Here is a 23,301-nt window from a genome sequence, read left to right on the forward strand (position 1 = left end):
CTAAAGTCAACGAAAATAATATTGCCGCCTTGAAGAAAGGAGGTATAATCCGTCGATTTTTTTTGTGGCTGCCCCTCAAAGGAGAAAGAGTATGAAGATCGTGGAAGTCAAACACCCACTCGTCAAACACAAGCTGGGACTGATGCGTGAGCAAGATATCAGCACCAAGCGCTTTCGCGAACTCGCTTCCGAAGTGGGTAGCCTGCTGACTTACGAAGCGACCGCCGACCTCGAAACGGAAAAAGTAACTATCGAAGGCTGGAACGGTCCGGTAGAAATCGACCAGATCAAAGGTAAGAAAATTACCGTGGTGCCAATTTTACGTGCCGGTCTGGGGATGATGGACGGTGTGCTGGAAAACGTTCCGAGCGCGCGCATCAGCGTCGTCGGTATGTACCGTAATGAAGAAACGCTGGAGCCGGTACCGTACTTCCAGAAACTGGTTTCTAACATCGATGAGCGTATGGCGCTGATCGTTGACCCAATGCTGGCAACCGGTGGTTCCGTTATCGCGACCATCGACCTGCTGAAAAAAGCGGGCTGCAGCAGCATCAAAGTTCTGGTGCTGGTAGCTGCGCCAGAAGGTATCGCAGCGCTGGAAAAAGCGCACCCGGACGTCGAACTGTATACTGCATCGATTGACCAGGGACTGAACGAGCACGGATACATTATTCCGGGCCTCGGCGATGCCGGTGACAAAATCTTTGGTACGAAATAAAGAATAAAAATAATTAAAGCCGACTTTAAGAGTCGGCTTTTTTTTGAGTAAAGCGCCTATAACACATAATACAGAGGATAATACTATGACGCGCCGTGCTATCGGGGTGAGTGAAAGACCGCCACTTTTACAGACAATCCCGCTTAGTTTGCAACATTTGTTCGCCATGTTTGGTGCAACCGTCCTGGTGCCCGTCTTATTTCATATTAACCCGGCGACTGTACTGTTATTTAACGGTATAGGAACGCTGCTGTATCTCTTCATCTGTAAAGGGAAAATTCCGGCTTATCTTGGTTCCAGCTTTGCCTTTATTTCACCGGTATTGTTACTGTTGCCGTTAGGGTATGAAGTCGCGCTGGGCGGCTTTATTATGTGCGGCGTGCTGTTCTGCCTGGTTTCTTTTATCGTGAAGAAAGCGGGGACCGGCTGGCTGGACGTGCTGTTTCCACCTGCGGCAATGGGCGCAATCGTTGCCGTCATCGGTCTGGAGTTGGCGGGCGTAGCTGCCGGTATGGCAGGTTTACTCCCGGCTGAAGGGCAAACGCCAGACTCCAAAACCATCATCATCTCCATTACCACCCTGGCGGTCACGGTTTTAGGTTCCGTGCTGTTTCGTGGTTTTCTGGCAATTATCCCGATTTTAATTGGCGTGCTGGTGGGCTACGCGCTCTCTTTCGCAATGGGAATTGTCGATACCACGCCGATTATTAATGCTCACTGGTTTGCGCTGCCAACTCTCTATACGCCGCGCTTCGAGTGGTTTGCCATTCTGACTATTCTGCCAGCGGCGTTAGTGGTTATTGCCGAACACGTAGGGCACCTGGTGGTAACGGCTAATATCGTCAAAAAAGATCTGCTGCGCGATCCAGGTCTGCACCGTTCGATGTTTGCTAACGGCTTGTCGACCGTGATCTCCGGCTTCTTTGGCTCCACGCCAAATACTACCTACGGGGAAAACATTGGCGTGATGGCGATCACCCGTGTTTACAGTACCTGGGTTATCGGCGGGGCGGCGATTTTCGCTATCCTGCTTTCCTGCGTCGGTAAACTGGCTGCAGCTATCCAGATGATCCCATTGCCGGTGATGGGCGGCGTTTCGCTGCTGCTTTATGGTGTCATTGGTGCTTCCGGTATTCGCGTACTGATCGAATCGAAAGTGGATTACAACAAAGCACAGAACCTGATCCTGACTTCTGTCATTTTGATCATCGGTGTCAGTGGCGCGAAGGTAAACATCGGCGCGGCGGAGCTGAAAGGTATGGCGCTGGCGACCATCGTCGGTATCGGCTTAAGTTTGATCTTCAAACTGATTAGTGTGCTGCGCCCTGAAGAAGTGGTGCTGGACGCAGAAGACGCGGATATAACAGACAAATAATGTACCGACCGGGCAGTGTTGCTGCCCGGTTCAAACATCATGGGATTCTGTGGTAAACTTCTCGCGATTTTGTGAAATCCTGGTTGAGGTATCTCTGAACACACCGGCACAGCTCTCTTTGCCACTTTATCTTCCTGACGACGAAACCTTTGCAAGTTTCTGGCCGGGGGATAACTCCTCTTTACTGGCCGCGCTGCAAAACGTGCTGCGTCAGGAACATAGCGGTTACATCTATCTCTGGGCACGCGAAGGCGCGGGGCGCAGCCATCTGCTGCACGCGGCTTGCGCGGAATTGTCGCAGCGTGGCGATGCGGTGGGCTATGTCCCGCTGGATAAACGCACCTGGTTTGTTCCGGAAGTGCTCGACGGTATGGAGCATTTGTCGCTGGTCTGTATCGACAACATTGAGTGTATTGCAGGCGATGAGCTGTGGGAGATGGCGATTTTCGATCTCTACAATCGAATTCTGGAATCGGGTAAAACACGGTTGTTAATCACCGGCGATCGTCCACCGCGGCAGTTGAATCTGGGATTACCGGATCTCGCGTCGCGACTCGACTGGGGGCAGATCTACAAATTGCAGCCTCTTTCTGATGAAGATAAGTTGCAGGCGCTCCAGTTACGCGCGCGTTTACGTGGTTTTGAACTGCCGGAAGATGTGGGGCGTTTCTTGCTGAAGCGGCTCGACAGAGAGATGCGCACGTTATTTATGACGTTGGATCAGTTGGATCGTGCGTCGATTACCGCGCAACGTAAGCTGACCATTCCGTTTGTGAAAGAAATTCTGAAACTGTAGACAAGACGTTTATTGTCGGATGCGCACCCTTAGTATTCGTCGGCCGGATAAGACGCGGCAAGCGTCGCATCCGGCAATGTGCTTCAACTAGCGATGGAGCACTTCTTAACCCACGATTTCCAGCACCTGCTCCGGTGGACGACCAATTCGCGCTTTGCCATTCGCGACCACAATCGGGCGCTCCATTAGCTTCGGATTATCCACCATTGCCTGAATCAGCGCCTCTTCGCTAAGCGAACTGTCAGCCAGGTTCAGTTCTTTATAAAGATCCTCTTTCTGGCGCATCAATTCACGAGCGCTATTCATTCCCAGCATTTTCAGCAAATCGCGCAGCGTTGCCGCATCGGCGGGTGTCTCAAGGTAGAGCACCACTTCTGGCTCCACGCCGTTTTCTTTCAGCAGGTTCAGCGTTTCCCGGCTCTTTGAACAGCGTGGGTTATGGTAGATTTTTACCTGTTTGGTCATGGTTCTTCCTTTAATGCGAATTACATCTTGGTATAAGGCTTAAAGCGTTCCTGCAGCTGGCGCAACTGGTCGATGCGCGCATCGTAACGCGCTTGTTGCAGGCTGCCTAATTTCACCTGAGAACTGGCGCTACTCAACAAGGAAATGGCCTGATCGAGTCGCCCGGCGAGCGCATAACCTTCTGCTCGCGCAGCCAGTTCCTGATCGCGGTTATTTAGTGCGGCTTCCGCCTGTGCCAGTAAATCCCAGCCGTTGCTGTCATCTTTATTGTTAAAAGTGTAGCGATTCAGAATATTGGCCGCTTCCTGTGGTTGCCCCCCTTGCAGATAAGCGTTCGCCAGGTTGAGCTGCAACACCGGATTGGTGCGCAAATCGCGGGCATTTTTCAGGCGATTGATAGCGTCATTGGCTTTGTTTTGCCCAAGGTCGATATCGGTAGCCAGATCGAGATACCACGCGTTGCCTGGTTCAGCCGCCAGTAACGGTTGCAGCGTTTTACGCGCTTCGTCGTATTTATTGGCTTCCATTGCCTGCAAAGCGCGACCATATTGCGCGGCCCGTTGCTGACGAACATTTCCTTTTGCCCATTCATCCAGCAAATCACTGGTGAGCTGATTACGTCCAGAATTGTACATCCCCAGCGTACGCGCTTTTGCCAGATAGAAATCTTCTGACGATTGCACCACCATCGGACGCATTTGATTGGCACGGTTACGGGCATCCGCCAGACGGCTTTCCGGCAACGGGTGAGTCAATAAAATTTCCGGCGGACGCGAGGAGTAACGCGCCTGATCGAGCAATTTTTCGAGGAAGGTCGGCATCGCCTGCGGATCGAATCCTGAGCGTTGCAGCACCTGAATACCAATGCGATCCGCTTCCTGTTCATTTTGCTGGGTGAAGCTGATCATCCCCTGGCGCGTTCCCGCCAGTGTACCGGTCAGCGCTGCCATCCCCGCCTGCGGACTGGCCATCGCCAGTAAAATAGAACCTAACGCGCCGACCCAGGTCAGCGGCGCGCTGCGCTGTTGATCTTCCATCGCTCGCGCCAGGTGACGTTGGGTGACGTGGGAGATTTCGTGCGCCATAACTGAAGCCAGTTGACTTTCGTTATCGGAATAACGGAACAGGGCAGAGTGCAGCACCACGTTGCCGCCAAAGAAAGCAAAGGCGTTAATTTCGTCGTTGTTGATCAGAAAAAAATGAAACGGTGTCTTAACCGAATTGGCATGCGAAACCAGACGCATTCCTAGTGAATTAATGTACTGCGTTAATAGTGGATCATTAATTAACGGCGCGCTACCGCGTAGCTGGCGGACATAATAGTCGCCCATCTGCATTTCCTGACCAATGGAAAGCGTGCTTCCTGCGGAGGTTCCCATATCCGGCAAGGTGTCTGCACTATCGGCAAACGCCGGGGCTACCTGACCAATGGTCATGGCAGCAATGAGGGTTGCAACCAGGTTTTTTTTCAACTGCCTGAACATAACCTCTGTCCTGTGTTTCTGGAGATAGTCATTTGACCGATACTGTGAAATATCGTTCCCACCGCGCCGCCTTTGAGTGTAACGGCGAAGATTAGCCCACTCAAATGACTTTTCAGTTTCCTGAATTCGTCATAAAAAGCGAAGTCTTTTTTGTGACATTTCGATACAATTGCGGATCGCAATCCCGCTCTTGAGGTTCAGGGAAGGTCTTTATGCTCGAAATGTTGATGCAATGGTATCGCCGCCGTTTTAGTGACCCGGAAGCGATTGCCTTGCTGGTTATTTTAGTTGCCGGATTTGGCATTATCTTTTTCTTTAGCGGCCTACTCGCACCGTTGCTGGTGGCGATTGTGCTGGCCTATTTACTGGAATGGCCAACCGTGCGCCTACAATCAATAGGCTGCTCCCGACGTTGGGCGACATCGATTGTATTGGTCGTTTTCGTCGGTATTTTGCTGCTGATGGCGTTCGTGGTAATGCCTATCGCCTGGCAACAGGGCATCTACTTAATCCGTGATATGCCGGGGATGCTCAATAAGCTCTCTGATTTTGCCGCCACGTTGCCGCGCCGCTATCCGGCGTTAATGGATGCGGGGATTATTGATGCAATGGCCGAAAATATGCGCAGCCGAATGCTCACCATGGGCGATTCGGTGGTGAAAATTTCCCTCGCCTCGCTGGTCGGTTTGCTGACCATTGCCGTCTATCTGGTGCTGGTGCCATTGATGGTCTTCTTCCTGCTGAAAGACAAAGAGCAAATGTTGAACGCCGTTCGCCGGGTGCTGCCGCGTAACCGTGGTCTGGCAGGCCAGGTGTGGAAGGAGATGAATCAGCAAATCACTAACTATATCCGTGGGAAAGTGCTGGAAATGATCGTGGTGGGGATCGCCACCTGGCTGGGGTTCTTACTCTTCGGGCTGAACTATTCGCTGCTGCTGGCGGTGCTGGTCGGCTTCTCGGTACTTATTCCGTACATTGGTGCATTTGTGGTGACCATTCCGGTGGTTGGCGTGGCGCTATTCCAGTTTGGTGCTGGCACGGAATTCTGGAGCTGCTTCGCGGTGTATCTGATCATTCAGGCGCTGGACGGCAACCTGTTAGTACCTGTGTTGTTCTCCGAAGCGGTTAACCTGCATCCGCTGGTCATTATTTTATCAGTAGTGATCTTCGGTGGTTTGTGGGGATTCTGGGGCGTATTCTTCGCCATTCCATTGGCGACGCTGATCAAAGCCGTGATTCACGCCTGGCCCGATGGGCAAATCGCGCAAGAATAATCTTCAGCCCGACGAACTGTTTCGCCGGGCTGATTTTTAGGGTTCCTGACGTAAATAAATAGCCCGATAACAAATACTCACCAGCACTGCACCGCCGATAATATTACCCAGCATCACCGGGAGCAGATTGGCGGTAATAAAATGGCTGACCGTCAGTGCCGGAAAATTGTCTGCGCTACTGTGCGCCAGTTGCCAGAAGGAGGTAGGGGCGAAATGGCGAATGGCAATGGCGAACGGAATCACAAACAAATTGGCGATACAGTGCTCAAAGCCACTGGCGACAAACAGGGTGATGGGCAAAATCATGGCGACGATTTTGTCGCATAATGAACGTCCGCAATAACTCATCCACAGCGCCAGACAAACCATCAGATTGCACATAATGCCGAGGCTGACTGATTCAGTAAATGTATGATGCATTTTGCCCTCGGCGCAGTGTAAAACCGCGACTCCCCACATCGCGTTTTCACTCATCACCAGCCCGGAAAACCAGATTAACAAACTGAAACAGGCAATACCTGCCAGATTACCGCAGGCCACCAGAAGTGCATTAATCAGCCATGTTCGCAAGCTAATAACGCCCCGACTTTTTGCCATCACCGTCATTACCGACGAGGTGAACAGGCTGGTGCCGCAAACCGCCAGCAAAATAAAGCCGAGTGTAAAGCAAAGGCCACCCACCAGATGGGTTAATGCCTGTGAAGACGGGGCATCGGCGATAACGGTAAGGTAAAAAGTAAATCCGATCGCCATAAACACGCCTGCGGACATCGCCATTAAAAAGACCGACACTTTGCTGCGGGCAATTTTATGGGCGGCAATCCGTTCAGCGATTGCCGCTTTTCTGGCGCTCAACTGCAAGTCGAAAGAGAGTTTGTTTCTCATGCATACTCCTGCAAAAACAGATTACAACACCTCGCGAACCGAGATCCCCAGCCGCTGCATTCGTGATAGCAGCGTGGTGCGCTTCATCCCTAATCGCGTCGCCGCGCCACGAGGCCCGGCAACAATGCCATTGGTTTCTCGCAATACCTGAACAATGCGCTGACGTTCTTCTTCGTCATTCTCTGGCGTCGTCGGGTGCAGTAACTGCGCCATTGAACTGCGAAGCGCTGAATCTTCATTTAGCGTCGGCAGTAAACGGCTTTGTCGGACATTAAGATGTAAATTCAGACTGTTACCGCGAGTCAGTAGTACCGCTCGCTCAATCACGTTTTCCAGCTCGCGCACGTTGCCCGGCCAGTCCCACGACATCAACTGGCGTAGCGCCTCGGTCGGGATGGCGTCAATTGCGCGATTCATATGGCGCGCCATTTTTTGCGTGAAATGCTTTGCTAAAAGAGGGATATCTTCCGGACGGTCGCGCAGTGGCGGCAGTTCCAGTGGGAAGACATTCAGGCGATAAAAGAGATCGCTGCGAAACTGGCGATCTTCAACCATTTGCCACAAATCACGGTTGGTGGCGGCAATGACTCTGACATTTACCGGGATCGTTCTACTCCCGCCGAGACGCTCAATCTCCCGTTCCTGCAATACGCGCAGCAGTTTAGGCTGAAGTTCTAACGGCAGATCGCCAATTTCATCGAGAAATAACGTGCCGCCATCGGCAATTTCAAAACGACCACGATGAGTGTTAATCGCGCCAGTAAATGCCCCTTTGTCGTGACCGAATAACTCACTTTCCAGAAGACTGGCGGGGATAGCGGCGCAGTTGATTTTGACCAGCGGCTTGTCGCGTCGCGGGCTCAGTTGATGGATCGCCCTGGCGATCACCTCTTTGCCGGTTCCGGTTTCACCACAAATCAACACCGTACTGTCGCTCTTCGCCACAATATCTACCTGCTGGAGCAAATCTTCCATTGCCTGGCTTTGATAGATAATGTCACCGACGCCCAGATTCGAAAGGAGCTGCTCGCTAAGCTGGTGGTTTTCTTGCTGCAAGCTTTCCTGCAAATCGGTCATGCTACGCCAGGCATCGGCATTGCCAACGGCAATAGCGATGCGATCGGCAATATGTTGTAGTAGCTGGCAGTTTTCCTCACTAAAGAGAGTGGGAGAGGTATGCGCCAGCAACAATGCACCCGGTGTATGGTTGCCAAAGGTGAGCGGTATAAGGAGCGCAGATTCGCTGCCGTTCGATGTGAGTAAGTGTAATAACGGGTCGCGTTGCCAGAGAAACAGATCGTCTGCACGGTGCGTCAAGGTCGGTTGTCGGGTTTGTAGCGTTTGTGTCAGCAATACACTTTCGCCAGGCATACAGCGTGGCAGACACGCACAATGTGAGGCAGAAAGATCGCTGCACCACAGGCTGAACTTCTCGTTCTTTCGATGATCGCCCAGTACCATACTGACTGAAGCCAGACCGAAAAAATGATGGATCTCACGAGCGACGTCAGCGATCAGATCGTCGAGATCAAGATGTGACAACACTGCATTAGTGATATCCACCAGTACCCGATGATGATCGCGATCTTTCTCCAGCAAACGCAGCGCCACCTGCTGTTCTTCATCATTGAGCCATGATTGCAGAACCGGAGTGATTATGTGTGCCAGCCAGTTAAACAGTGTGCAATCCTGGGGAGTAAAACGACTGCCGTGGGTGCGAATAAAGCGTAGCTCCGCCATTCCACTACTGCCGAGAAGGACGGCGTGGCGCGAATAATCGACCATCTCGCCCTGATACTCTGTTGTTGCCGTCACATCGCTGCCATCATCATGGTAGCGGTAATAGAAGTTGCTTTTGAGAACATGCAGTTCAATAAGTTGTACCGGGCTGAACGGCGGCGGCAGCGGGATGAAGGCGCGTAATAAAGACGCCTTGCCGTGTTTCTGCGCTAACCGCTCCGCGAGCATTCCGTTTACCGCTTCAATTGTTATTCCTTGCGGCGGGGCAAACATCGCCTCGTCTGACATAGCCATCAACAGTCCTTATTAATGAGAAATCCTTCTCACGCAATTTTTCTGGCCATCAGATAGATGGCCGGTTCCTGCACAATTTCATCCAACAGATGAATGAATTGAATGCTACGCGCCTGCCACACAGACGTCGCGTCATCTGCCAGTGGCGCGAATGCCCGGGTCAACAGGGCGGTGTGGCTGGCGTCAATAACAATCTCACCAAAGGTCATCACCCCCAGCATCTTACGTCGGGCTTGCTCCTCTTCGACCTGTGCAAGCCAATCCTCGTATTCCGTCTGTGGGAAGCGGAAGGCGACATTCAGACAATCAATCACGCCAACGTGATGACCGATAGCCAACGAGTAATACATTACCTGGGAGCTGTGTTCCGGCATCTCGTCGCTACTGGCGATAAATTTTTTTCGCAGCGTCCAGAAAACAATTTCCCCGCACTCCTCAGCCATGTAACCCCCGGAGAACGCGAAAGAGTTGCTGAACGATACTATTGAGACGCGGATCGTCGGCTTCGCGCAACCAGGTGTTAACCCGATTTCCTGTAGGATCGTCGCTTAAATGGCGCAGGAGCCGATCGCAAATTTCTCGCCCCTGACGATAGCCCGCCAGCCGCCTCGCTTCTCGCTCAATGGCGATACGCTGTGATGGCGGGATCTGCGGCCACAGCGGTTGCATGGTCACCCCGGTGGGATCGCGATAATCCACCGCGTGAATCTTCTGTTGTAGCAAACCGAGCGCCACGGCGAAACCGTGAATGGTGGCGGCCGGTGTTGGCGGGCAGCCGGGAATCCAAACATCAATGGGGACAATGGTGTCGCTGCCGCCCCAGACGCTGTAGAGATCGTGGAAAATACCGCCGCCGACACCGCACGCGCCGTAGGAAACACAGATTTTATGATCGGGGGCAGACTCATATGCCCGAAGTGCAGGCATACGCATCGCCCGGGTGACTGCGCCAGTAAATAACAAAATATCGGCGTGACGCGGTGATGAAACAACCTTAATGCCAAAGCGTTCTGCGTCGAACTCTGGCGTGATGGCGGCAAAAATTTCGATTTCACAGGCGTTGCAGCCGCCACAATCCACGCGATAAACGTAGGCCGAACGACGGATATCCTGTAGCAAATGCTGCTTCATCTTTTGCGTTTGTTCGTCCAGCGTGATGGGCTGGCTGACATGTTGCGTAAGCACTGGACTCATAGCTGCTCCTTAGCCACCAGCGGTTCATCTGTGTCGTCGTTGATCAGCGTCGCGCGTTGTTTGCATTCCGGGCAGACGCTCGCTTGCGCCCACAACATTTCGCGGTTTTGTGGTGCATTTTGTTGCTGTGCCAACAGTTCTGCAGCCAGTGCGACGGTTTTTTGCGGGGCAAACGGGCGTTCGCAACGGCTGCAACGTTGTAGATGGAACGTCGCGCGGGTATAGAGATCGGCTTTATTGGTGACGGTCAGTTCAAAGTTATTGGTAAGCTGAATGGCTCTGGTCGGGCACACTTCTTCACAACGTCCGCAGTAAATACAACGCCCCAGATAGAGCTGCCAGGTGCGCGTATTTTGCTGGTCGTCGGTCTGGATAGTCAGCGCATTTGCCGGACAAGCACAGGCGCAGGCACCGCAGGCAATACATTGGCTGGGCATCAGGTCCGGTTTCCCGCGAAAGCCTGGGCTGACCTCCAGTGGCGCGAAGGGATATTTCACCGTCGCGGTTCCGGCGCGCATAATAGTTTTCAGTAACTTCAGCATTTTCTGTCCTTACTTCAGCGGCGAACGGTTACGATCAATGCCGTAGCGTTCGATCTCTTTATACGGCACGGTTTTTGACTGGCGCTTGCGCACATCAACCAGCGTCACACGGTCGGTACAGGAGTAGCAGGGATCAAGGCTACCGATAATCAGCGGTGCGTCAGAAACGGTATTGCCGCGCAGCATGTAACGCAGCACTGGCCAGTTGGCGTAGGTGGCGGCACGACAGCGCCAGCGGAACAATTTTTGGTTATCGCCGAGCATGCTCCAGTGCACGTCTTCACCGCGTGGCGCTTCAACAAAGCCCAGCGCGAATGCGTGAGGTTTATAGCTAAAGCCTTCGGTCAGCAGTGGGGTATCCGGCATGTTGTCGAGGGCAAATTCCAGCATTGCCAGCGAATCAAACGTCTCTTTGACACGGACCATCACGCGGGAGAAGACATCGCCGCCGGTAAAGGTAAACAGCGTTTTTGGAATATTGCCGTAGTCGGCGTAGGGGTGATCAAAGCGCAAATCACGGGCAAAACCACTGCCACGGATCAGCGGCCCTACGGGGCTATAATCACGGGCGATTTGTCGGTCGAGAATGCCAATGCCCTGAGTGCGTTGTTCCATATTCGGCGTGGCAAGCAGCATCTCTACCAGCTCCGACACGTCGGCGCGCATCTCGCGCACCAGTTTCATCGTTTGCAGACGTTGCTCTTTGAGAATATCGCGGCGAACACCACCAATCAGATTCAGACCGTAGGTTTTACGCGACCCGCTCAGCAATTCCGCCATCGTCATCGACTTTTCCCGCACGCGGAAAAATTGCATAAAACCGGTATCAAAACCCACAAAATGGCAGGAGAGGCCAAGGTTGAGCAAATGACTATGCAGCCGTTCGACTTCCAGCAGAATCGAGCGAATAGTATGCGCTCGTTGCGGCACCTCAATCCCCAGTGCATTTTCAACCGAGTTGGTATAGGCCACACTGTGGGCAAAACCGCAAATCCCACACACGCGGTCCGACAAGAAGGTCACTTCGTTGTAGCCCATCCGCGTTTCTGCCAGTTTCTCCATGCCGCGATGGACATAAAACAGGCGGTAATCAGCATCGACAATTTGCTCGCCATCCACAAACAAGCGGAAGTGACCTGGTTCATCGGAGGTGATATGCAGCGGGCCAACAGGGATCACCCGCGCATCGCTGTTGCCCTCGTTGATAAACGGATACGTTTCGGTATCAGTCGTCGGTTCAGGGTGCAGTCGATAATCCATCGCGTCTTTGCGCAGCGGATGCATATCTTCCGGCCAGTCATCGGGCAACACCAGGCGACGCTGATCCGGCAGGCCAACCGGAATCAGCCCGTACATATCGCGAATTTCTCGCTCGCCCCAGACCGCGGCAGGGACGCGCGGTGTGACTGACGGAAACTCCCGACTGTCGGCATCGACCAGTGCCTTCACCACGATCCAGCATTTTTCGGCCCCTTCCATTGAAAGGGCATAATAAACCGCGTAATGACCGTTAAGTGTCCGCTCGTCGTTGCCAAACAGGACCGGAAGCCAGCCATCATGTTGATAATAAAGATAATGTACAACGTCAGGCAGCAGATTTATTTTCACCGTAATGGTGACCTGTTCAGGCGTTTGTCGCTCTTCATCCAGCACCGCGCCGGGGAACTGCGTTTTCAGGGCGGCGAGAATCGCTTCGCCACGATTTGACGATGAATTAACGTTCACTGTGTTTCTCCGAAACAGATGCGGTGCCTGAAGGCAAAAAATCATGCCAGGTGCTACGTTGTGCAGGCAGGTCGTGCGTCCCTGAGAGGACTATAGTGGAAGCGCCCGCCAGGATCCTGATGACAGGTTGTGGAATATGCGTTCCCATCGCCAGCATCATGACCAGCAGAATCACCATTGGCGAGGTGGTCAACCAGCCAAGTTCACCCCGGTTAACGGCCTGCGGCGGTTTCGCCATTAACACCCGCGCAGCCATCCGTACCAGGCCCGCCAGCACCAGCGTTAACAGCAATAACAGCAGGACGATAATCAACAGGTGATTACGAGCCAGTCCGGCGGTAACGGTCATAAATTCGCTAAGAAAAATGTTGAAGGGCGGCATCCCGGCCAGCGCCAGCGCACCGCCGCCAAACAGCACGGCGGTAAATGGCATGATTTTGAGCATTCCGCAGACGACGTTGAGATCGCGCGTGCCGTACTTGAGCAGTACATTGCCGGAACCGCAGAACAGCAGCGTTTTTGCCAGACTGTGGTTTAAGGTGTGCAGCAGCGCAGCAAAAATTCCCAGCGGCCCGCCAATGCCTAGCGCCACCGCGACCAGTCCCATGTTCTCCACGCTGGAGTACGCCAGCAGACGCTTAATGTCCCGCTGTACCAGAATGAAAAATGCCGCCACGGCAACCGACAACATGCCGAAGATGAGCAACAACCGGTTGGGGAAATCGCTGCCGATGGCCTGGCAAATAATGATGTAATAGCGAATCAGCACCAACAACGCGCAGTTCAGCAATACGGCGGAGAGCAGGGCGCTGACCGGACTCGGCGCTTCACTGTGAGCATCCGGCAGCCAGGCGTGCATGGGAAATAGCCCGGTTTTGGTGCCAAAGCCAATTAGCACAAACACAAAGGCCAACAGCATTAATGTTGGGTCAAGCAAGGACGATTGCTTAAGAACCTCGCTCCAGAATATCGCCATTTCTGCCTGCGGCATAACGCTGGCGGCGTTGGCGTATACCAGCACGGTACCGAACAGACCAAAAGCGACACCAACAGTACAAATAATGATGTACTTCCATGCAGCTTCCAGAGATGAACGCTGACCGTAAATGCCTACCAGAAACGCCGAGCTTAAGGTGGTGGCTTCGATTGCCGCCCACATCACAATCAGGTTATTGCTGGTAACAACCAGCAGCATGGTGAACAAAAACAGATGGAAGAAACCGTAGTAATCGCACAGCGTAACGGGTGAAAGCTCGCCGTGAGCCACTTCATGACGCATGTAGCCAATCGAGTAAACACCGGTGAGAAAGCCAATCACACCAAGAATGGCGAGGAACAAACCGCCCAGACCATCAATATGAAGCCACAGTCCCGCAGCGAATATTTCTCCCGCATCAGCGGCAGTTTGGACCACCCACAGTGCCAGAATCAGCAGCAGTGTGATCCCTAAGCTATGTAGTACTGTCACCGTGCGAGTCGCAGAGTGTTCCCGTTTCCGGCAGGCAAAACAGAGCAGCGAAAAAAGCAGCGGCGTGAGCAGGAGTAAAGCGAACATCACAGAATAACTCATCTCATTATCCCTTCAGCGCGGTCAAGTTGTTCACGTCCAGCGTGCCGTGGGTACGCCATATTTTTCTTGCCAGTAACACCATCACAATGACGGCGAAGATGGCGTCGGTAGCGATACCAATTTCCACCAGTTCCGGTGCACGCCAGGCAAGAAGCGCCAGCACCAGATGGGAGCCGTTTTCCATCAGGCAGTAACCAAAAATTTGCCGCAGGATATTGCGCTGGCTGACAATGCACAGCAGGCCAAGCAGAAAATGACCTAACGCCACCGCCAGCGCCGGTTTCAGCCCGGTAGCCATCGGTAGCTTCACGGGCTGAACGACAAATGCGCAAAGCAGGACAATTAATGCCGCGAGCAATGCCATCATTGCCGGACCGAATAACGCTTTTTCCGGGAGGTTCTGGGGAATATTTCGTGCAGCGTAAATCATGATTAACGGTACCATCAGTACTTTGGTGATAAAGGCGCTGGCGGACCAGATCAGCAGTTGCTCTGCGGCGAACAGGCACGAGAGGGTGGCGAAAATAGACACCAGCACCAGCGACTGGCAGGCGTAAAATCCGCATGACAGGCGATAGCTTTTGACACTAATCACAAACAGCGATGTCAGCATCATCAGTCCCGCCAGATTATTTACGATCATAGAACCGGTCATTCATCATCTCCTTACTGCAACCAGGTCGCGGCGAATACGCTGGAAATCAGCGACATCACAATCAGTACAATCAACACCAGGCGCATTGATCCTGGCAGCGGTGCGGCATCGGCGACGGCTTCGCTCGGTTTGCCAGGCACGACGCGACCAAACCAGCGAATAAACCAGGCGAAACTGGCGACCGATTCAATCATCAGCAGAATCATGGCGGGCAGCAGGATCCAGTACTCCACTGACAACGAAAAACCGGCAGCAAACAGTGGGAATTTACTGAAGAAGCCGTTGAACGGCGGCACGCCAGTAATCGCCAGCGCGGCCACGCAGAAACCCACGCCTGGCAACGGCAGGGTGTGCAATACGCCACGCAGACGCGGCAACAAGCGCGTGCCGCAGCTGTAACTCAGCGCACCTGCTACAAGGAAAAACAGGCTTTTAGCGAACGCGTGGTTGACGATGTAGGCGATGCTGCCCTCCAGTGCCAGCCGCGAGCCGAAGATGGAGAGCGACAAGCCGAAGAACATCCAGCCAAGTTGAGTGATGGTCGACCAGGCCAGCAACCGCTTCATATCCTGCTGCGGCAAATACATCAGGAAGCCGTAAAGAATGGTGACCAGTGCCATGACCATGCCAACGCCGCCAATCACATGCGGGATATTGCCGCCGTCGATAATGGCGCGGGCAAAAATGTAAACGCCCACTTTCACCATCGATGCGGCGTGGAGATAGGCGCTGATCGGTGTTGGCGCTTCCATTGCATCCGGTAGCCACGCTTGCATCGGTAGCTGGGCCGATTTTCCCCACGCGGCAAACAGGATGCCGCCATAAACCAGATAACGTGCGTCGCCGTGTAACTCGCTCATCGCGCTAAGCGCAAACGTTCCGGTCTGCAAAAACAGCGTGGCGGCGGCAAGATACAACCCCAGCGAACCGATATGAGTGATAAGTAACGCTTTTAGTGCTGAACGTTGCGCTTTATCGCTCTGGTAATAACTGATCAACGCCCAGGAGCAGCCGCCCGTAATTTCAAAAAACAACAACTGACCGAGCAGCGTCGAGGAGAGTACCAGTCCCGCCATCGCGCCGATAAAAACCAGCAAAAATGCGTAATAACGATTCGTGCCGTTATGCGGGTGTTCGCGATTTTTATCCGTCAGATAACCCGTGGAGTAGATCGTGACCAGCAAACCGAGGAACACCACTACAAACAGAATCAGCGTACTCACGCGATCAATGACCAGGCCAAACAACGCCACATCCCCCACGTTGACCAACGTCAACGTGACGGCAACTTTATCGGCCTGATAAAACGCGGAGATCAGCGACAACATGCACAGCGTGGTCAGCGCGGCGAACAAAATCCCCCATTCGGCGGCCCGACGTTGTGGCGAAAACGAAACGACCAGTGCGCCGATAAAAGGCAGCAATAACGTCGTCAGAGCAAGATTTTCCATATTCCGTCAGTGCTCCTTACAGACCGGTTAACCAGAAGACCCAGGCAAGCGCAGCAAGGCTGAAGCCAAGCCAGGTCACATGGTGAATGAGTAAAAAACGCCCGCGTGCCAGCGTGTTTTCTGCGATAGTGGCCAGAACAAAAATCAGCAAAACCTTGAGCAGCGTAACGACAAGTGAAGTCAGCAGGCAGGTGAGAGAAAGCTCTTGCGCGCGCCCAAAGGGCAGAAACAGGGCCACAAACAGTGATGCCATCACGACCTGTTTCAGCCCCAGCCCCAACTTCGCCAGCGCCAGCCCGGCACCGGAATATTCGGTCAGCGGGCCTTCCTGTAATTCCTGTTCTGCTTCAGCAACATCAAAGGGAATTTTTCCCATCTCAATGAAGCAGGCAAAACCACAGGTCAGTAACGCCAGTACGGTGGTTAGCGGCGAGCTCCAGCCCGTCGCCAGCGTCTTGCTGATCATCTCGATATGCGTGGAATCCGCTATCAGCGCCAATACCAGCAGTGAGAGAATGAGCATGGGTTCGACCAGAATGCCGAGCGTCAACTCGCGACTGGCACCGACACCCGCAAACGGACTTCCGGTATCCAGCCCGGAAAGAGCAAAGAAAAAACGAAACAGGGCAAGAAGATAGATAAGGGTGATCAGATCGCCGCCGCCCGTAAAAGGGGAAACAGTAATAAATAGTGGTAGGGCCATCGCCAGCACCAGCATGCTGCTGATTAATACCCACGGCATCAGGCGGAACATCAGACCTGAAGATGTCGGCGCAACTTCCTGGCGTTTAAACAGTTTGTGGATATCGCGATAATCCTGCCAGATCCCCGGTCCGCGACGGGAGTGCATACGCGCGCGTATCTGCCGGGAAATCCCCGTAAAAAGCGGGGTTAGCGCCAGCAGAATCACGGCCTGTGCTAACGCAAAAATGATCAGATATCCGTCGCAAAGAGTTTGTCTCATGGTGATTTCCTTAGACGGCAATAGCGATTAGCAGCACAACCAGTGCGGCGACCACATACAGGCAATAGAGACGAAAGTCGCCGCTTTGCAGATGCTGTATTTCTTTGGCCAGCCGTTGGGTGGCGCTCACGATGGGGCGGATCACCCGCTCATCCCAAAAGGGTTCTGTGCTCTGAGCCCTGGCGGTGACGTGCGCAAGACCTTTATTTAGCCTCAGCGTAGGGTCGAGCTGTTGTCGTAGACGAAATAGCGCAGAAAAGACCACACGCAGCGGCTGCATCACGCCATTGCCTGACGGGGCCATTACATTTTCCCAGCCGTAGCCGCATGCCCACGCATCCCCTGTGCGACGAAACGCTGCACGGCGTGAACGACACCACAGCCAGTAAAGGCCAGGCAGCAAAGGCATCGCCAGTAGTAACAGCAACAGTAATGAGGGAGTGACCTGTGTATGAAACGTGCCGGGGACAAGTGCCATTCCGCTGGCGACAGTGACGGCAGGGGTATTGGTAAACGCATGGGCAATGTGCATTATTTTCGGTGCCAGCCAACTGGCACTAAGCGCAATTAATACGCAGAAAGCCGCGAGCAGTAACATGGCGACGATCATCGTATTTGGCACGTCCTGTGCCTCTTCAGCGTGTGTACTGCGCGGCGCACCACAGAAAGTAATGCCGTACATTTTGACGAAGCACATTACTGCCAGCCCACCAGTGACTGCCAGCATCACCATAGCAATAGGACCCGCAAGTTGTAGCGCTACGGCTTCCACACGACTTAGTGAGAACAGTGACTGCCAGGTGTACCATTCGCTGATAAAACCATTCAGCGGAGGAATGGCTGATATCGCGAGGCAACCAATCAGGCATGCTGCGGCTGTCCACGGCATCCGTTTTGCCAGTGCCCCCATTTTTTCCATGTCGTGGGTATGCAAACGCGAAATAATCGCACCCGCGCCGAGAAATAGCAGCCCTTTGAACAGCGCATGGTTGAGCAGATGAAACAGTGCGCCGAGCAGTCCAACCACGGTGAGCAGCGGGTCGTGCAGTGACAGACCGACCATGGACACACCGACCGCCAGCAAAATAATGCCGACGTTTTCGACGGTACTCCAGGCCAGCAGCCGTTTGATATCCTGTTCCGCCAGCGCATACAGCACGCCCAGGAGCGCGGAGATTGCGCCGATCGCCATCACCAGAATGCCCCACCACAGCGGCAAACCCGTTTGCGCCAGCAGATCCATCGCCACTTTCAGGATGCCGAAAATACCGATTTTGACCATTACGCCAGACATCAACGCCGAAGCGTGCGATGGTGCGGCAGGGTGAGCGCGCGGCAACCAGCTGTGCAACGGCATCATCCCGGCTTTCGCGCCAAAACCGAAGAAGGCCAGCAGGAACACCGCCGACGCCAGCCCCGGAGAAAGTGAAAGCGTGCGGAAACTGGCAAAATCGAGGTTGCCGCTTTCGCGCCACATCAGCAAGAAGGCAATCATAATCAGCACCGATCCGGCGTGGGCGATAAAAAAGTAGAGCATGCCAGCGTTGATTGACGTTTTATCCTGCCTGGCAATGACCAGAAACCAGGAAGACAGCGACATCATTTCAAACAGCACGATGAACCAAAAAGCGTTGTCCATCACCAGCAGGGCAACCATCGATGCGATGAAAAGATTCATAAAGAAGCCCATCGCCGCCGCGCCTTTGCCCTCGTATTCGCGCATATAAGTCAATGAATAGAGCGAACAAACCACCACCAGCAAGGAGATAACCAGCACCATAAATGCCGAGAGGCTATCCATTCGCAGGGTTAAATCGGCAAAGTCAAAAGGCGTGGCAAAACGGGCGACTAAAGTTACGCCTGCATGTAATTGCGTAATTCCGCTGATGATGCCAATCGCGCCGCCCACCAGCGATGTGATGCCGGAAAGCTTAATAGCCAGTCTGTCCAGACCGAGTAAAAACAGCGAAGCCAGACTGGCAAACAGATAGAGGATCAGCGACCAGGTTAATAATTGCAGGGCATCCATTAGCGTTGCTCCTGAGTGAGGGAAAGGGGATCCTCCCCGCCATTGGCAAACCAGCTTGCGGCAAGGCGCTGTTTTTCTTTCATCTGACGTTGCAGGCTATCGTCGGTGATCAGCCGTAACGCATGATTCGGGCAAGCGCGAACGCAGGCCGGACCTTCTGGCAAGAAATCACACAGGTCGCATTTCACCGCGACGGCCTGGACACCCGGTTCCCAGCGCAGCAAAGCATGTTGGGTCGGCGCGTTTTCTTCGCCGTCTTTGAGTGAGCCGTCAGCCTGAAAAACATATTGCGCAGGGGCATTCACCGGACGGCTTCCTGAAGCGCTGATTGCGCCAAATGGGCAGACCACGGCGCAAAGCTTGCAGCCAATACAGAGGCTTTCGTTGAGTTGGATCGCATCATCTCTCAGGGAGATGGCATTGACCGGGCAGACCTGCAGGCAAGGGGCTTCCTCACAGTGATGACACACGACAGGGGCAGTGAGTGTTGACGTCTTCGCCAGGGCCAGGCGCGGGTGTTGCTGTAAACCTTGCGTTTTATGCACGTCCGAACAGGCAGCGAGACAGGTATTACATCCTGTACACCACAGTGGTTCGGCCACCACAAAGCGGTTCATGTCGGCTCCTTGAAAATGATATGAAACATTGCATTTCATATTGCATAAAGGATGCCAGTCTGATTAATTTAATATATTCAATAAGTTATGTGTTAACTGGATTCTGAACGGTACAAAAATGATGGTCATTAACGTTCAGCAATAAATGGATTCGACACCCGTGTCGCAGGGGAAAGCGAGAATGTGATCTTGATCACGAGAAGTGAGGTGTGCTGGCCGCAAGCGCAGCCAGCACTGAATGGAGCAAAGTAATCAGGCGTGTTCTTTCAGCCAGTTCAGCACAACGTCGTGGTGATTGCTGGTTTTGAAATCGTCAAAGACATGTTCGATTTTGCCATCAGCGTCAATCAGGAAGCTGATGCGATGAATACCATCGTAGGTTTTGCCCATGAAGGACTTTTCACCCCAGACGCCGAATTGTTCGCACACCTGGTGGTCCTCATCAGACAGGAGCGTAAAGTTAAGCAGCTCTTTTTCCGCAAAACGGGAGAGTTTTTCGGGTTTATCGGTGCTGATACCCAGCACATCAACGCCCGCTTTTTTCAACTCATCCATGTTATCGCGTAAGCCGCAGGCCTGTACGGTACAGCCGGGGGTCATGGCTTTTGGGTAAAAATAAACCAGAACACGCTGTCCCTGGAAGTCGGTCAAATTAACTTGTTCTCCGTCTTGATCCGGCAAGCTAAATTTCGGTGCGATATCACCGGCTTTCAGTGGATTCATTACTTAACTCCATCCTGTTCATCATGTGGGGAATAATTGACGACGTTTATACTGCCTTGTGCATTGAGTTCTGTACATAGGGCTTTGAACGCTTGCTCAATATTTGCTGCATCCGCAGAGGCGGGACTGTGGGCAGTAATCTGAATATGCAACTGCGCAGCCCGTTCATTTTCAGCAGGTTGCGTGCGCGACACCAGCTCCGCAATGTTCATGTGGTGCGCGTCGAAAAGTGCCGTGAAGCGTTCAATTAAATGCGGTGAGTCTGCCACATCGACCTGAACCCAGACCGATGCCGGCATTGGCGGACGTGGACGAGCCGTCGTGCGCTTCATCACGATTAAAAGATCCAGTTCGGCACCTTTCAACGGTAACGTTGATTCAATCAGAGTGATGGCATTCCATGAACCGGAAAGCAGCATGATAAACGTGAACTCTTCTCCCAGCATTGCCAGGCGACTGTCTTCGATATTACAGCCGCAACTACTGACATGACGGGTGATGGTGTTCACAATTCCAGGGCGATCGGCACCCAACGCAGTGATCACCAGATAATGTTGCGATGACAGTGTCAAACTGGTTATTCCTTTAAGGGGTGAGTTGTTCTTAAGGAAAGCATAAAAAAAACATGCATACAACAATCAGAACGGTTCTGTCTGCTTGCTTTTAATGCCATACCAAACGTACCATTGAGACACTTGTTTGCACAGAGGATGGCCCATGTTCACGGGAAGTATTGTCGCGATTGTTACTCCGATGGATGAAAAAGGTAATGTCTGTCGGGCTAGCTTGAAAAAACTGATTGATTATCATGTCGCCAGCGGTACTTCGGCGATCGTTTCTGTTGGCACCACTGGCGAGTCCGCTACCTTAAATCATGACGAACATGCTGATGTGGTGATGATGACGCTGGAGCTGGCTGACGGGCGCATTCCGGTAATTGCAGGGACCGGCGCTAACGCTACTGCGGAAGCCATTAGCCTGACGCAGCGCTTCAATGACAGTGGTATCGTCGGCTGCCTGACGGTAACCCCTTACTACAATCGTCCGTCGCAAGAAGGTTTGTATCAGCATTTCAAAGCCATCGCTGAGCATACTGACCTGCCGCAAATTCTGTATAATGTGCCGTCCCGTACTGGCTGCGATCTGCTCCCGGAAACGGTGGGCCGTCTGGCGAAAGTAAAAAATATTATCGGAATCAAAGAGGCAACAGGGAACTTAACGCGTGTAAACCAGATCAAAGAGCTGGTTTCAGATGATTTTGTTCTGCTGAGCGGCGATGATGCGAGCGTGCTGGACTTCATGCAATTGGGCGGTCATGGGGTTATTTCCGTTACGGCTAACGTCGCAGCGCGTGATATGGCCCAGATGTGCAAACTGGCAGCAGAAGGGCATTTTGCCGAGGCACGCGTTATTAATCAGCGTCTGATGCCATTACACAACAAACTATTTGTCGAACCCAATCCAATCCCTGTGAAATGGGCATGTAAGGAACTGGGTCTTGTGGCGACCGATACGCTGCGCCTGCCAATGACTCCAATCACCGACAGTGGTCGTGAGACGGTCAGAGCGGCGCTTAAGCATGCCGGTTTGCTGTAAAGTTTAGGGAGATTTGATGGCTTACTCTGTTCAAAAGTCGCGCCTGGCAAAGGTTGCGGGTGTTTCGCTTGTTTTATTACTCGCAGCCTGTAGTTCTGACTCACGCTATAAGCGTCAGGTCAGTGGTGATGAAGCCTACCTGGAAGCGGCACCGCTTGCGGAGCTTCATGCCCCGGCTGGAATGATTTTGCCGGTGACCTCCGGTGATTATGCAATCCCGGTGACCAACGGTAGTGGTGCTGTCGGTAAGGCGCTGGACATTCGTCCACCAGCCCAGCCGCTGGCACTGGTTTCTGGCGCGCGTACCCAGTTCACGGGCGATACCGCTTCATTGCTGGTGGAAAATGGTCGTGGCAATACTCTGTGGCCGCAGGTGGTTAGCGTGCTGCAGGCGAAAAACTACACCATCACCCAACGTGATGATGCGGGTCAGACGCTGACCACCGATTGGGTACAATGGAACCGTCTGGACGAAGACGAGCAGTATCGTGGTCGTTATCAAATCTCTGTTAAACCGCAAGGTTATCAGCAGGCGGTTACGGTTAAACTGCTGAACCTGGAACAGGCGGGCAAACCGGTTGCAGACGCGGCTTCCATGCAGCGTTACAGCACGGAGATGATGAACGTTATTTCCGCCGGTCTGGATAAATCTGCCACTGACGCCGCGAACGCTGCGCAAAATCGTGCCTCCACCACTATGGACGTACAAAGTGCAGCTGATGACACCGGTTTACCGATGCTGGTCGTACGCGGGCCGTTCAATGTGGTTTGGCAACGTCTGCCAGCGGCGCTGGAAAAAGTGGGCATGAAAGTGACCGACAGCACCCGTTCGCAGGGCAACATGGCCGTAACTTACAAGCCGCTGTCTGACAGCGACTGGCAGGAACTGGGCGCGAGCGATCCAGGCCTGGCATCCGGTGACTATAAACTGCAGGTTGGCGATTTAGATAACCGCAGCAGCCTACAGTTCATCGATCCGAAAGGTCATACTCTGACTCAGAGTCAGAACGACGCGCTGGTAGCTGTCTTCCAGGCTGCGTTTAGCAAGTAAAAATACAGGGCTGGAGTCATCCGGCCCTTTTTTCTGATATGATACGCAAACGTGTGCGTCGGCAGAAAAATGCGATTTTAGCGGTAATTCGCACGAAATTTGTTTGTCGGACGTAGGTCGGATAAGGCGTTCTTGCCGCATCCGACAAAACAT

At 53.2% G+C, this 23,301-nt stretch carries 22 protein-coding genes; 6 read left to right on the forward strand and 16 right to left on the reverse strand.

Annotation, left to right across the window (positions count from 1 at the left end; translation table 11 throughout):
- The first annotated feature begins 91 nt into the window (after positions 1 to 91).
- The 3 genes from upp (at position 92) to FQ015_RS05300 (ending at position 2,889) form a co-directional block, all read left to right on the forward strand.
- Complete coding sequence (gene upp / locus FQ015_RS05290) at positions 92 to 718, forward strand: uracil phosphoribosyltransferase (protein WP_001295473.1); 627 nt, start codon at positions 92 to 94, stop codon at positions 716 to 718.
- An 85-nt stretch (positions 719 to 803) separates the two neighbouring features.
- Positions 804 to 2,093: a uracil permease gene (gene uraA / locus FQ015_RS05295; RefSeq protein ID WP_000198328.1), complete on the forward strand. Its 1,290-nt coding sequence runs from the start codon at positions 804 to 806 to the stop codon at positions 2,091 to 2,093.
- 94 nt (positions 2,094 to 2,187) lie between these two features.
- A complete protein-coding gene (locus FQ015_RS05300) occupies positions 2,188 to 2,889 on the forward strand; it encodes a DnaA inactivator Hda (RefSeq protein WP_001307333.1) in 702 nt (233 codons plus the stop codon).
- Positions 2,890 to 2,994: 105 nt separating this feature from the next.
- Here FQ015_RS05300 and arsC read toward each other — a convergent pair whose 3' ends face one another.
- Complete coding sequence (arsC, locus tag FQ015_RS05305; protein ID WP_000166449.1) at positions 2,995 to 3,354, reverse strand: arsenate reductase (glutaredoxin); 360 nt, start codon at positions 3,352 to 3,354, stop codon at positions 2,995 to 2,997.
- 20 nt (positions 3,355 to 3,374) lie between these two features.
- Positions 3,375 to 4,838, reverse strand: coding sequence for a beta-barrel assembly-enhancing protease (bepA, locus tag FQ015_RS05310; RefSeq protein WP_000489665.1), 1,464 nt, complete (start codon positions 4,836 to 4,838; stop codon positions 3,375 to 3,377).
- Between the two features lie 212 nt (positions 4,839 to 5,050).
- Between bepA and FQ015_RS05315 the strand changes: the two genes are divergently transcribed.
- Complete coding sequence (locus tag FQ015_RS05315) at positions 5,051 to 6,112, forward strand: AI-2E family transporter (RefSeq protein WP_000892051.1); 1,062 nt, start codon at positions 5,051 to 5,053, stop codon at positions 6,110 to 6,112.
- 36 nt (positions 6,113 to 6,148) lie between these two features.
- On the opposite strand, the gene focB is transcribed toward FQ015_RS05315, so the two are convergent.
- From focB to FQ015_RS05385, 14 genes are all read right to left on the reverse strand, one after another.
- Complete coding sequence (gene focB / locus FQ015_RS05320) at positions 6,149 to 6,997, reverse strand: formate transporter FocB (RefSeq protein ID WP_105288168.1); 849 nt, start codon at positions 6,995 to 6,997, stop codon at positions 6,149 to 6,151.
- A 21-nt stretch (positions 6,998 to 7,018) separates the two neighbouring features.
- Positions 7,019 to 9,031 (reverse strand): DNA-binding transcriptional regulator HyfR, encoded by a 2,013-nt coding sequence (gene hyfR / locus FQ015_RS05325; protein WP_160523801.1) that lies wholly within the window; start codon positions 9,029 to 9,031, stop codon positions 7,019 to 7,021.
- A 29-nt stretch (positions 9,032 to 9,060) separates the two neighbouring features.
- Positions 9,061 to 9,474: a hydrogenase 4 assembly chaperone HyfJ gene (gene hyfJ / locus FQ015_RS05330; protein WP_160523802.1), complete on the reverse strand. Its 414-nt coding sequence runs from the start codon at positions 9,472 to 9,474 to the stop codon at positions 9,061 to 9,063.
- Positions 9,467 to 10,225: a hydrogenase 4 catalytic subunit HyfI gene (hyfI, locus tag FQ015_RS05335; RefSeq protein ID WP_160523803.1), complete on the reverse strand. Its 759-nt coding sequence runs from the start codon at positions 10,223 to 10,225 to the stop codon at positions 9,467 to 9,469. Before hyfI ends, hyfJ begins: the two co-directional genes overlap by 8 nt.
- On the reverse strand, positions 10,222 to 10,767 hold the full coding sequence (hyfH, locus tag FQ015_RS05340; RefSeq protein WP_000916074.1) for a hydrogenase 4 subunit H: 546 nt from the start codon (positions 10,765 to 10,767) through the stop codon (positions 10,222 to 10,224). Before hyfH ends, hyfI begins: the two co-directional genes overlap by 4 nt.
- Before the next feature lie 9 nt (positions 10,768 to 10,776).
- Positions 10,777 to 12,492: a hydrogenase 4 catalytic subunit HyfG gene (gene hyfG, locus FQ015_RS05345; RefSeq protein WP_160523804.1), complete on the reverse strand. Its 1,716-nt coding sequence runs from the start codon at positions 12,490 to 12,492 to the stop codon at positions 10,777 to 10,779.
- On the reverse strand, positions 12,482 to 14,062 hold the full coding sequence (gene hyfF, locus FQ015_RS05350) for a hydrogenase 4 subunit F (protein ID WP_160523805.1): 1,581 nt from the start codon (positions 14,060 to 14,062) through the stop codon (positions 12,482 to 12,484). Before hyfF ends, hyfG begins: the two co-directional genes overlap by 11 nt.
- 4 nt (positions 14,063 to 14,066) lie before the next feature.
- Positions 14,067 to 14,717 carry a hydrogenase 4 membrane subunit gene (gene hyfE, locus FQ015_RS05355; RefSeq protein ID WP_000147995.1) on the reverse strand — a complete coding sequence of 217 codons (651 nt, stop codon included), beginning with the start codon at positions 14,715 to 14,717 and terminating at the stop codon, positions 14,067 to 14,069.
- 11 nt (positions 14,718 to 14,728) lie between these two features.
- Entirely contained in the window at positions 14,729 to 16,168 is a 1,440-nt protein-coding gene (gene hyfD / locus FQ015_RS05360; RefSeq protein ID WP_000429082.1) for a hydrogenase 4 subunit HyfD, read from the reverse strand.
- 16 nt (positions 16,169 to 16,184) lie between these two features.
- Complete coding sequence (gene hyfC, locus FQ015_RS05365; protein WP_160523806.1) at positions 16,185 to 17,132, reverse strand: hydrogenase 4 subunit HyfC; 948 nt, start codon at positions 17,130 to 17,132, stop codon at positions 16,185 to 16,187.
- Positions 17,133 to 17,142: 10 nt separating this feature from the next.
- Positions 17,143 to 19,161 (reverse strand): hydrogenase 4 subunit B, encoded by a 2,019-nt coding sequence (gene hyfB, locus FQ015_RS05370; RefSeq protein ID WP_160523807.1) that lies wholly within the window; start codon positions 19,159 to 19,161, stop codon positions 17,143 to 17,145.
- Complete coding sequence (gene hyfA / locus FQ015_RS05375) at positions 19,161 to 19,778, reverse strand: hydrogenase 4 subunit HyfA (RefSeq protein ID WP_160523808.1); 618 nt, start codon at positions 19,776 to 19,778, stop codon at positions 19,161 to 19,163. The genes hyfB and hyfA overlap by 1 nt, the downstream gene beginning before the upstream one ends.
- A 252-nt stretch (positions 19,779 to 20,030) precedes the next feature.
- The gene (bcp, locus tag FQ015_RS05380) at positions 20,031 to 20,501 is read right to left on the reverse strand and encodes a thioredoxin-dependent thiol peroxidase (protein WP_001068682.1); all 471 of its coding nucleotides are present in this window, start codon (positions 20,499 to 20,501) and stop codon (positions 20,031 to 20,033) included.
- The gene (locus FQ015_RS05385) at positions 20,501 to 21,073 is read right to left on the reverse strand and encodes a glycine cleavage system transcriptional repressor (RefSeq protein ID WP_000176186.1); all 573 of its coding nucleotides are present in this window, start codon (positions 21,071 to 21,073) and stop codon (positions 20,501 to 20,503) included. The genes bcp and FQ015_RS05385 overlap by 1 nt, the downstream gene beginning before the upstream one ends.
- 145 nt (positions 21,074 to 21,218) lie before the next feature.
- On the opposite strand from FQ015_RS05385, the gene dapA reads away from it, so the two are divergent.
- Both dapA and bamC read left to right on the forward strand, forming a co-directional pair.
- Positions 21,219 to 22,097: a 4-hydroxy-tetrahydrodipicolinate synthase gene (gene dapA / locus FQ015_RS05390; RefSeq protein WP_160523809.1), complete on the forward strand. Its 879-nt coding sequence runs from the start codon at positions 21,219 to 21,221 to the stop codon at positions 22,095 to 22,097.
- A gap of 16 nt (positions 22,098 to 22,113) precedes the next feature.
- The gene (gene bamC / locus FQ015_RS05395; RefSeq protein ID WP_001297320.1) at positions 22,114 to 23,148 is read left to right on the forward strand and encodes an outer membrane protein assembly factor BamC; all 1,035 of its coding nucleotides are present in this window, start codon (positions 22,114 to 22,116) and stop codon (positions 23,146 to 23,148) included.
- Positions 23,149 to 23,301 lie beyond the last annotated feature (153 nt).

Source organism: Escherichia sp. HH26CH (assembly GCF_009820205.1).
Classification (GTDB): Bacteria; Pseudomonadota; Gammaproteobacteria; order Enterobacterales; family Enterobacteriaceae; genus Escherichia; species Escherichia coli_F.